Annotated in this window: 13 protein-coding genes; all 13 read right to left on the bottom strand. The window is 52.8% G+C overall.

All coding sequences use genetic code 11. The features are described 5' to 3' along the window. Nucleotides 1-193: 193 nt before the first annotated feature. Nucleotides 194-856, bottom strand: a complete 663-nt coding sequence (locus AUK29_09710) for a hypothetical protein (GenBank protein OIP61852.1) — start codon at nt 854-856, stop codon at nt 194-196. A gap of 9 nt (nt 857-865) precedes the next feature. Continuing rightward, nucleotides 866-1,159 (bottom strand): hypothetical protein, encoded by a 294-nt coding sequence (locus AUK29_09705; protein OIP61851.1) that lies wholly within the window; start codon nt 1,157-1,159, stop codon nt 866-868. A 30-nt stretch (nt 1,160-1,189) separates the two neighbouring features. Continuing rightward, a complete protein-coding gene (locus AUK29_09700) occupies nt 1,190-1,561 on the bottom strand; it encodes a sulfurtransferase TusC (GenBank protein OIP61850.1) in 372 nt (123 codons plus the stop codon). 21 nt (nt 1,562-1,582) lie between these two features. Then, nucleotides 1,583-1,939, bottom strand: coding sequence for a sulfurtransferase TusD (locus AUK29_09695; GenBank protein ID OIP61849.1), 357 nt, complete (start codon nt 1,937-1,939; stop codon nt 1,583-1,585). A 185-nt stretch (nt 1,940-2,124) separates the two neighbouring features. Then, entirely contained in the window at nt 2,125-2,460 is a 336-nt protein-coding gene (locus AUK29_09690) for a sulfurtransferase TusE (GenBank protein OIP61848.1), read from the bottom strand. Nucleotides 2,461-2,558: 98 nt separating this feature from the next. Continuing rightward, nucleotides 2,559-3,716 (bottom strand): menaquinol oxidoreductase, encoded by a 1,158-nt coding sequence (locus tag AUK29_09685; GenBank protein ID OIP61847.1) that lies wholly within the window; start codon nt 3,714-3,716, stop codon nt 2,559-2,561. 7 nt (nt 3,717-3,723) lie between these two features. Further along, complete coding sequence (locus AUK29_09680) at nt 3,724-4,515, bottom strand: 4Fe-4S ferredoxin (GenBank protein OIP61846.1); 792 nt, start codon at nt 4,513-4,515, stop codon at nt 3,724-3,726. Beyond that, a complete protein-coding gene (locus AUK29_09675; protein ID OIP61853.1) occupies nt 4,488-4,904 on the bottom strand; it encodes a hypothetical protein in 417 nt (138 codons plus the stop codon). The genes AUK29_09680 and AUK29_09675 overlap by 28 nt, the downstream gene beginning before the upstream one ends. Continuing rightward, nucleotides 4,897-6,516 carry a menaquinol oxidoreductase gene (locus AUK29_09670; GenBank protein ID OIP61845.1) on the bottom strand — a complete coding sequence of 540 codons (1,620 nt, stop codon included), beginning with the start codon at nt 6,514-6,516 and terminating at the stop codon, nt 4,897-4,899. Before AUK29_09670 ends, AUK29_09675 begins: the two co-directional genes overlap by 8 nt. Before the next feature lie 3 nt (nt 6,517-6,519). Continuing rightward, nucleotides 6,520-7,515: a menaquinol oxidoreductase gene (locus AUK29_09665; protein ID OIP61844.1), complete on the bottom strand. Its 996-nt coding sequence runs from the start codon at nt 7,513-7,515 to the stop codon at nt 6,520-6,522. A 52-nt stretch (nt 7,516-7,567) separates the two neighbouring features. Continuing rightward, nucleotides 7,568-8,083 (bottom strand): hypothetical protein, encoded by a 516-nt coding sequence (locus tag AUK29_09660; GenBank protein ID OIP61843.1) that lies wholly within the window; start codon nt 8,081-8,083, stop codon nt 7,568-7,570. A gap of 392 nt (nt 8,084-8,475) precedes the next feature. After that, on the bottom strand, nt 8,476-9,012 hold the full coding sequence (locus tag AUK29_09655; GenBank protein ID OIP61842.1) for a hypothetical protein: 537 nt from the start codon (nt 9,010-9,012) through the stop codon (nt 8,476-8,478). Nucleotides 9,013-9,466: 454 nt separating this feature from the next. Beyond that, nucleotides 9,467-10,075 carry a hypothetical protein gene (locus AUK29_09650; protein ID OIP61841.1) on the bottom strand — a complete coding sequence of 203 codons (609 nt, stop codon included), beginning with the start codon at nt 10,073-10,075 and terminating at the stop codon, nt 9,467-9,469. Nucleotides 10,076-10,187 lie beyond the last annotated feature (112 nt).

The raw sequence follows: 10,187 nt of genomic DNA, 5'->3' as shown, positions 1-10,187 counted from the left end.
ATACTTAAATGCAAGCAAAATCTCCAGAGAAAAACACAGTAACCCTTGAACCCTGATGTTTTTAGCACTTCACTCGACCCCTTGAATCCTTGGCCCCTCGGACCCTCAAGTCTTGAAAAGCACTTCACTTGACCCCTGGAATCCTTGACCCCTTGACCCCTGATGTTTTCACCCACTCTTTTGGAGATGAACCTTAATTCCCAATCAGGCGCAGCGCCCTTCCGGAAATCATGCCGACCGCTTGCTCCTGCAATTCGTCATCTTCATACAGCAGGAACCTTGCTTCATCATGGATCAGCCGCTCAAGCCCCTCCTTGGCGCTTTTCACGCCGATCTGACCCAGGCACCAGGCGGCATGGCCTCTGACCGAGGGCTCAGGATCTACGAGAAAAGATTCAATCACCGGGATGACTTTCGTGACCAGAGATGGGCGCCTGTTCCCCACTCTCCCTATGGCCCAGAGCACCCCGGTCAGGATGTCTATATTCCGGTTCGGAGACCGGCAGGTCTCCGGATCCTTGAGATATTGTATGACCACCTTGACGGCATCTTCTGCAAGGCGGATGTTGTTCCTTGCGATCTCCCCGATAGTCTCCGGAGCGGCCCTTCCTATCGAGCCTGATTCGTCGTTCAGCGTCCAGAGCAGCCGGCTGACCTCGTTTTTGATCCAGCCGGGTTTTTCCACGGCGAGCCTGCCTAACAGGGTCACCGCCCGCCACCTGATGATCGGCTCCTCATCGTATAGGATGGACCGAAGGAGCCTGACCATTTTTCGATTTTCACCCGCCAGGTTCAGGATCTCCTGGTATTTTTTATCTCTTAAGAATTCCTTTACAGCCTCTTTGGGATCACCCATCAATTTTCATTACAGCCAGGAATAGGGTACGTGCTTTTCGACGAGCGTTACGAAACAGGAATAGTCGCAAACCTGTATCCCCTCGATGATCCTGTCCACACCCCGAGCCTTGAGATCCGCCTGGATGGCGAACACGGGATGGGTCTTCAAGGCTCCCTTCATCATTTTCTCAAGGGCGGTCCCGGTCAGCGCGGCGTAGACACCGTCCTCGATCAGCATGATGGGATCATCATCCTTGGCGATCCGGATACAACTGTCCAGGTTCCGGAATTTAAAAGGTGATTTGTTCACGATATGAAGCAATGTTTCTCCTCCTTGCGAATACTCGAACCATTAAAAAGGCAAAAGCACGTCCTGCTCTCCCATAACCTTGCGGAGCGCCGCCCCGTCCATGACCTCGACGTCAACCAGCAGATCGTCCTTGGTGAGGCCCCTCTGTTCCAACGACTCCCTGTCCACATATCGGTTCTCCACCCCATAGGATTCCATTACCTTGAACGTCGCGGCAAACCCCTTGGTCCCAAGCTCACTGGTATCCTGCCCTTTTTTCAGGGAGAGAACGGCATCGTCCAGGAAGACGGCGCTGATTTCCTGATCGTACGCCCCGAAGATGAGGATCACTTCCAACCCCTCGTAGGCGTAAATGGAACCGTGAGGCGCCTTCCGGTTCACAAACATAATCTTTCTCGTTTTACTCTCTTCCATTGGCTCATCAACTCCTTTCGTTTAATCGCCGAAGGTCACCAGCCGGTCGGACTCGATACAGAGTTCGCTCAACTGCCCGAGCCCGTCGATCCTCGCGTTTTCGATGAGAACATTCTGATTGATGCCGCGCCGCTTGGCCGCCGCGACACAAACGATCAATTGGACACCCTTGGACCCTAACTCCGACCATCTTTTGCTGATGTGACGGTCATCGGCAGGGATATCCATCAGCTTCGTTGCATTGATGACCCCGTCGTTGTAGAAAAAAACGCCGGTGATTTCATGTCCCCTGGCCAGTGATGCCTGGATGAAATTGTAGGCGCTGTCCGACGCCTCGTGATTATAGGGGCCTTCCTGAACCAGTATTCCGAATTTCATTGTACCTCCATCACATAAATGTGAATCTTCATGCACGGGTTATCCGCCTCTTGAAAGGCAGTCCGGATGTACGACCCGCATCGTTTTTTTCTTCCAGACCTTTCTCCCCATAAGCGCAGGGATTCTACAACCGGAGTCAGCGCTTCAAGGGGAAGCTCCCCTGTCCATCCCTTTAAATGGACCGCTTATACGCAGCCCGTGGGCTTGGGCAAACCGGAAATCTTACAAGCCTGTTTGGCCGGCCCGGCGGGATAAAGTTCATAGAGATACTTGGTATTCCCCTTCTCCTTGCCGAGGGCCTTCCCGATGGCCTTGGTCAGGATCCGGATCATCGGGGCGATCTTGTATTCCTGGTAATAATCCCTGAGAAAGTTCACCACCTCCCAATGCGCTTCCGTCATATCGACGCTTTCGGTCTTTGCAAGCGCCAAGGCCACGTCCTTGCTCCAGTCATCCATATTTTTAAGAAAGCCATCCTCATCCAATTCAATTTTCTTGCCGCCGACTTCAATGCTGCTCATTACGTCTTCCTCCAATGTTGTTATTAATTTAAGGTTACAAACCTCCCGAAAACACCTTAATATTTTACCATCCGGCCTTCGCGGCCCGGATCACCCCTTCACTGAGCGGCCTCTTCCTTAACGGCCGTCGCCACTTTAAACAGAATGGTCAATATCAGAAACCCGATGGCCCAGACACCGAGGGCAATCGAGAGTTCGGGCAGGGTCGGCGCATATTCCACCACTTCTTCAAACGGGTTAGGGATGAAACCGCCCACCACCAGCCCCAACCCTTTGTCGATCCATGTCGAAACGATGATCAATATCGCGGCAACGGCCAGAAGATTCTCGTTTGAGCGCAGAGGCGGCGGGACCAGCATACCGATTCCTATAACGGCCAAAACCACAAATGTCCACATGAAGGGAACAAGCGCCCCATGCCCTTCCAGCCCGAAAAAGAGATATTTGAGGGAATTCATATGTCCCGGTATCCCGCTGTAAAAGGCGGTGAAGAATTCAAGGAGCAGAAAAAATACATTGGTGATCATGGCGTAAGTCACGATCTTGGCCAGGGTCTGGATGGCCTCCTTGCCCGGGTCGAAACGGGTCTGACTTCTCACGATCAGGCAAAGGATAATCAGAAGAGCGGGGCCTGATGCAAATGCCGAGGCCAGGAACCGGGCCGCCATGATGGCGGAGAGCCACATATGTCTTCCGGGAAGACCGGCATACAGGAACGCGGTCACCGTATGGATACTGACCGCCCATGGAATCGAAAGGTAGATCAGCGGTTTGATCCATGAAGGCGGAGGCGCGGACTTGCGCTCAGCGCCCAGGGTAGCCCATGCGATCACGATATTCAGCATGAAATACCCCAAGAGGACGATCATGTCCCAGAACATGACCGAGTTTGGGGTGGGATGCAGGACCACATTCATGACCCGGAAGGGCTGGCCGAGGTCGACGAAGATGAACAGGATGCACATGATCACGGCGGAGACGGCCAGGAACTCTCCGAGAACCGTGATCCTCCCGAATTTCTTGTAATTATGGAGATAATAAGGAATGACCAGCATCACCGCCGAGGCCGCCACCCCCACCAGATAGGTAAACTGGGCGATGTAGAACCCCCAAGTCACGTCCCGGCTCATACCGGTGATCCCCAAACCGTAACTTAGCTGCCGCAGGTAGAAAATAAACCCTACCCCGATGATCGCAAGCAGGAAAAATATCCATGCCCAGTATCTTCGACTTCCGGTCAATGCCTTTTCCAGCATAGTCACCTCATACAATATAGAAAACGGAAGGTTCCGTGCCCAGCTCCGGTTTTCGCCGGATGCTGTAGTTGGCCCTGAGAAGTTCCCGGACCTCTGAATTCGGATCTTCCAGATCACCAAAGACCAGCGCCTTCTCCTTACAGGCCTCTACACAGGCCGGGATCTTGCCTACGGCAAGCCTTTCGTCGCAGAAGGTGCATTTCTCCACAACGCCCTTGGTCCTCGTGGGGTATTCCGGATTTCCTTCATCCTTGTTGACAAAAGGCCGGGGATCTCTCCAGTTGAAGCTTCTTGAACCATAGGGGCAGGCCGCCATGCAGAAGCGGCACCCGATACAGCGGTGGTAATCCATCATGACCACCCCGTCCTTTTTCCTCTTGAAGGTCGCCTGTGTGGGACAGACCCGGACGCACGGCGGATTCTTACAGTGGTTGCAGAGAACGATGAAAGGGAGTTCCTTGAGTTTTTCCTCGACAAACTCACTCTCCTGCTCGGGAAAGGCATGCTGGAACGGGGCCTTCCAGATCCACTTGATCTCATCTTTGGGGTTCTTGAAATCCGGGATGTTGTGGACATGCCGGCAGACGTCAACGCAGTCCCGGCACTCTTCCTGTTCGGAACACTTTTTCATATTAATCACCATGGCCCAGCGTTCGGCCTTCAGGGCCTGCCCGCCCGACATGAACTCTGAGGCCTCAAGCTGACCCGGAGCAAGCAGTTCATAGGCCGATTTGCCCGCAAGGCCCGCCAGGGTAGAGAGTCCGGCGATCTTTAAAAATTCACGTCTTTTGCAGCCCATAACTCCTTCTCCTTCGGCTCAAGATGGCAATCCCAGCAGTAGAGTTGTGTAACCCCCACAAAATCGTGGCACTTGTCGCAGAATTTGTCTTTGTTGGAATGACAGTTAAGACAGGTGTTCTGGAGGCTGATATCGTGAGACTTCCCGTTGGATCCTACATAGACCCGCATGTCTTCCCGCACGGCCGAATCACGCCATTGGTTCAGCAACTGCATATGCTTGGTCTTCATGAATGACTTGGGTTCCACGCACTCCTTTTCCTGCTTGGCCTTTTGCGAGAGTTCCGGCTCCGGCGCCGGCGAGGCCTTCCCCATGTTGTACCAGAGAGGAAACGTCATCACACCGATAAAGATCAGCAACCCGGCGATAATTTTCCCGGCATCATACATCGGCTTCGTCCTCCTCTACGCCTTCAAGAGGCTCTTCACGCAAACCGGTCGTCCTCTTCTTTTCGCCATCCATGATCAGGGCATTCCCCACCAGTTCGTGCACGCCGCTGACCTCGACTCCGGGAACCCAGTATCTCATCAGGGGAGGAAGCACGGCCCGGTCGATCGCACAGATACAGGTAAGCAGGTTCACGCCGTGTTTTTCCGCCACGTACTTCACGGCATTCGCCCTGGGGAGCCCGCCCCGGAGCCTCATCTCCATGAACTCCTCGGTATTCAGCCCGGAACCGGCCCCGCAGCAGAAGGTCTGCTCCCGGATGGTATTCTCCGGCATCTCATGGAAATGATTGCACACGCTCTTCAGGACGTAGCGGGGCTCTTCAAAGATACCCATGGCCCTTGCAGGATTGCAGGAATCGTGGAACGTCACCTTCCGGTGGTCGTTGCGGCTCGGATCGAGTTTAAGTTTGCCGTTTTTGATCAGATCCGCGGTGAACTCGGTGATGTGCACCATCTTGGTGGATTTCGCATTCTCGAATTTCGTCCCGGTGATCGGGGAGACCGGCTCCTCCAGAAAATCCGCGGGCCCGTTCATGGTATCCATGTACTGATGGACGACCCGCCACATATGACCGCACTCCCCGCCCAGGATCCACTTCACACCCAGCCGCTTGGCTTCCGCGTACATCTTGGCGTTGAGCCGTTTCATCATCTCGTTTGAGGTGAACAGGCCGAAGTTCCCCCCTTCGGAGGCGTAGGTGCTGATGGTGTAGTCGAGCCCGATATGATGGAAGAGGAGGAGATATCCCATAAAGGTATAGATTCCCGGATCGGCGAAGACGTCCGCGGAAGGGGTGATGAAGAGGATCTCGGCCCCCTTGCGGTTGAAGGACGGGGCTACCCGGATGCCTGTAATCTCCTCCACGTCGTCCAGCAGGGATTCGATGCTGTCTTTGAAGGAGTGAGGCTCCAGACCGAGATGGTTCCCCGTCCTGAAACAGCTGGCCGCAGGATCGAGGATCCAGTTGATGTTCACACCCACGAGATGCATGAGTTCCCTTGCCATCATGGTAATCTCGGCCGTATCAATGCCGTAGGGGCAGAAGACCGAACAGCGGCGGCACTCTGAGCACTGGTAGAAATAGTAGAACCACTCTTTCAGCACCTGCACGGTGAGCTTTCTCGCCCCGGCCGCTTTCCCGAGCAGCTTTCCGGCCGCGGTGAAATCTTTGCGGTACACCGACCGGAGCAGTTCGGCCCTGAGGACCGGCATATTCTTGGGATCACCGCTTCCAAGGAAAAAATGGCACTTGTCGGCGCAGGCGCCGCACCGGACACAGACATCCATGAAGAGTTTGAAGGAACGGAACTTGCCGAGCCGTTCCTTGAACCCTTTGTGGATGATCTCCTCCCAGTTCTCCGGAAGTTTCCAGTCCTCATCCGGCGGGGACCATTCCCGGGGATTGGGGAACCCGAGATACTCAATACTCTTGGGCTTCGCGCTGTAACACCAAGTCCCCTTTCTGAATTCAAAGGGCGTGTCCATCCACCCGGTCTTTGGAGGCGTGTGGTCTATCTTCATTTCTGCCGGTGTCGGAAGTTTATCTGCCATCGCTTATTCCTTCTCTACGGGAATGTGGGCTTTAATCATCTTTGCCCTGAATTCATCTTCATACTCTTCGTAGGTATGGACCTTGACCGGATAATTCCAGGGGTTGACGTGCCTGACCATGCGGTTGTTGTTCGCCAGATTTCTCGTGGGACTCAAGAAAACGCCCCCCAGATGCATGAGTTTACTGAACGGAAAATAGATGAAGAGCGCGCTCACAAGAAAGAGATGAATGTAGAAGATGCTTCCGATCTGCACCCCCGGGATATGGGGATGCAGGGTTGCAAGACCCACGGTGAGATCCTTGACGGCCGCAATATCCACCTTGGTGAAGTATCTCATCAGGACCCCGCTCGTTCCGATAGCCAGAATCAGGAAGAGGGGGAAGTAGTCCGCGGGAAGGGAAATGTAACGCACCTGCGGGATGACCACCCTTCTTAAGAAAAGGAAGGCGACCGCCGCCAGAAAGATGAGGTCGGTCATATAGAGCCTCGGCACGCCGATCTGAAGGAGGCCGTCCATCCCCTCGATCATGTGCAGGGGAGCGGGGATCGGCATGGTGAAGAATCTCAAGTGCCTGATGAAAATGATGAGGAAACACCAATGAAAGGCCATCCCGGCCATCCAGAGCCATTTGGAAGAGCCATAGACAAGCCTTTTACCTTCTCTTAGTTCAGCCCGAGTGTTTCTGAAAAGGGAACGGAAGAAAAAGACCTCAAGGAACATCCTTGCGAGCACGCTGATGGTGTCGGACGGGCTTTCGAGTTTGTCTTGCTTGATCCAGGGGAGGGTTTTCTGCTGGCCGCACGTGGTTGGGATCCGGAAAGGAACCGGGGAGCGCGCCCACTGGACCATGCGGTAGATGAACCCGAGAAAGAATATGAGAACGGCCGCATAAGGGATGGTCACCCCGAAGAGGTAATTCAAGCCTCCCCGGTTCACTCCCACGTAGGCCAATAAAACGAGTACCATCACTGAGATGAGGGCGGATAGAACTCCCATGAATTTTTACCTCGCTTTATGTTAAACAAATGATTGGAATGGACCGGGCTCTTTACGAGCCGGTGGTCTCACACATCATGTTCGCTCTTTTCAGGAGCGTGTATGCCCTTTCCTTTATTTCATTTGCCTTGAGTTCATAGATCATCTCCCTGGATTTCATATAGTGGTCGAAACAGACCAGGGCAAGATCGTCTATGCGGGAGTCCAAGGCCTGCAACTCCGCCTGCACCCCATCCTCGCCGATCATCTCTCCCAGTTCCTCCCGGATCACCTTTTTGAGTGAGAAGACAAAGGAGACGGCCTCAGATGCTGAAAAATCCTGAACCGCCCGGATCTTGATCAACATCTCGGCGGAAGACGGATCCTGACTAAAATCAGTCCCTTTCAAGAGTGCGTCATAGATGGACGCCATCTCTTGAGAGAACGTGTGCCCCATGGGATTGGAAAATGGATCTTTGTTTTTCTTGAATAACGCTGAACTTTCAGAAGGATATGAATCAAGCAGCAGGTTAAGCCATTTTTCAAGGATGGCGGACTTTTTTTGTGATAAGAAGGTCTCAAGCTTCATGGATCAGCGTGCTCCTCCGGTCTTCAACTATCCGTATCATAAAAAACCGGGTCTGTTTTCATTTATATGGTCCCGCCCACCCTAAACCTTTCAGTTTCCAGTAAATATCAGAAGGCAAACCACAGGATCACCCGAAACTTAAAAATATAAGCATATAATGTTTTGTTAATATAAAGACCTCTAAAAGGTTTGTCAAGAATTTTTTTAGTATGAATAAACCGATATTTCATTATTCCGCGCGATAGCACTTTAAATGACGTGTTATTTAGCTTTACAGGATATATCGGGTTGCTAATATAATAGATTTAAAAGGCTAATGTCAAGGGATTTTTTGAAAAATCCTGCCTGAATAAAACGATGTTTGAGTTTCGAGAAGCCGGCCGGTCCGCCGTTCAGAACCAGTACTCGGGATAGGAGCGTTCCTTGGCCAAATTGTTGATGACCAGCGCGATCACGAGCATCATTGCAGCGCCCAGACACGCCGGAACGATGGCATAGAGGTAACCGAGTGAATGGATCTTGGGCCCGCCGATCACGGCGATCAACGCTGTCGCCCCTCCCGGCGGATGAAGACACTTGAGGGTATGCATAAGGACTATGGCAAGAGAAACGCCCATGGCCGCGGCCAGCCACTGCGGTTGAAACAACTTAAAGCAGGCGACTCCCACCAATGCAGAGAAGAAATGCCCGCCGAGAAGGTTCCAGGGCTGGGCCAAGGGACTCCGGCTCGCCGCATAAATCAGAACCGCAGACGCACCGAAAGAACCGATGACCAGGGTCAGGTCGCGAGGTTCCATGAATCGGCTGGACAGATAAGCCACGGCAAGAATCCCGGCAAAGCTTCCGATCCACGACCAGACTATTTCGGAAAGCCGAACCCGTTTCGGGCACTCTCCTCCGCCCCGCATTTTATGAAAGAAATTCTTCATCCCTTCTCTTTTCTTTTCCGGATTTTTCAGCAGGCCGCTCTTTGTTCTCTATATTTAGGTTCTTCTCGCAGTTAGTTTAAGAAGGGTTACGCTTCGCGTGCCCCGCTTATCTCTATCTTTGCCGTCTGCGACGGCCACTACATTTAGGTATCTTGGGGTCAAGGATTCAAGGGGTCAAGTGGAATACTGAAACACAAGCAAGATCTATTTACCCCCTCACCTCAATCCTCTCCCCAAGGGGAGAGGAAGTTTAAACATCCCTTCTCCCCTATGGGGAGAAGGTTAGGATGAGGGGGTAACACCAAAAGACACTACAAGGTTGACACGACACTAGAGAAAAACACTGGACCCCTGGGACCCTTTATCCCTATGACCCTTGACCCCTTATGTTTTGAGCATTTCACTCGACCCCTTGACCCCTTATATTTTCACCCACTCTTTTAGAGATGATCCTCTACTTATTATGTAAATCGTGGAGCACCTTGATGAGGTCAGCACGGGAAACAATACCTGCCAGCCTCCCCTCTTCATCCACCACAGGAACCCGGTTGATCTTCTTTTCCACCAGAATCGTGGCCACCCGGTTCACCGACATCCCCTTCTGGACCGTGATCGGAGGCGTCGTCATCAGGTCCTCCACCTTTTCGCATCGAGTCTTTTTGGTGTACTCCTTTCTGTGAAGAACGTGTCTGACCCGGTCCGTGAAGGACAAAAATTCCTGGTCCTCCATGCAATGAAGGAAATCCTGCTCGCTCACGACGCCCAACACATGATTCCCTTCATCGACCACCGGAAGCCCGCTGATCCGATGTTCGAAGAGCAAGGCCTCGGCGTCGTGAGGGTCGGCGCCCAGTTTCACGGATACCACATCCCGCGTCATCACCTGCTCGACCAAGAGATGACCTGTACGGCGGTTGCCCGCATGCTTGCGCGCCAGCCGGTAGAGTTCGACCAGATCTTTCTCGGTGATGTCCACAAAGCCGGGCATCTCTTTTAAAGCGGCCCTGAAATCTTCATCCAGAATTTCGGGATCGGTCATCTTTTCCTCATCAGGAATTACCATCTGCCGGGAAACCCCTTTACACTTTTTTATTGTATCCTATTCAAAAGGATTGCAGGCGTATGTGATGCATGTCACATATTTCAGAAGAAGGTTGACAAATCTTCTGATCATG

Source organism: Nitrospirae bacterium CG2_30_53_67, assembly GCA_001873285.1.
GTDB lineage: Bacteria > CG2-30-53-67 > CG2-30-53-67 > CG2-30-53-67 > CG2-30-53-67 > CG2-30-53-67.
Note: the sequence above shows the minus strand (reverse complement) of the source record. Positions and strands in the feature narration are given on the sequence as shown.